Annotated in this window: 1 protein-coding gene; it reads left to right on the forward strand. The window is 71.1% G+C overall.

Annotated elements, in window-relative coordinates:
- The coding region (locus tag AC0ZT5_RS35190) for a hypothetical protein (RefSeq protein ID WP_488500171.1) at nt 1–619 on the forward strand (619 nt) is incomplete at both ends.

Here is a 619-nt window from a genome sequence, read left to right on the forward strand (position 1 = left end):
GCAACCGGCGATACCGGAGCCACGGGCTCTACCGGTGCCACAGGTTCGACTGGGGCAACTGGAGCCACAGGCGCGACCGGTGATACGGGCGCCACGGGTTCGACCGGCGCCACTGGCGATACGGGAGCCACAGGTTCAACTGGAGCAACCGGAGCCACAGGCGCGACCGGTGATACGGGCGCCACGGGTCCGACAGGCGCGACCGGCGATACCGGAGCAACGGGCGCCACAGGTGCGACCGGCGACACGGGAGCCACAGGTTCGACCGGAGCCACAGGTGCGACCGGCGATACCGGCGCGACGGGTTCGACCGGCGCCACTGGCGATACGGGAGCCACTGGCTCGACCGGAGCAACCGGAGCCACAGGCGCGACCGGCGATACGGGCGCCACGGGTTCGACCGGCGCCACTGGCGATACTGGAGCCACAGGTTCGACCGGCTCTACCGGTGCCACGGGTTCCACTGGCGCGACCGGCGACACGGGCGCCACGGGTTCGACAGGCGCCACTGGCGATACGGGAGCGACTGGCTCGACCGGTGCAACCGGAGCCACAGGCGCGACCGGCGATACGGGCGCCACGGGTTCAACCGGAGCAACTGGCGATACCGGAGCAACGG

It is taken from the genome of Mesorhizobium sp. CNPSo 4670 (assembly GCF_057784235.1).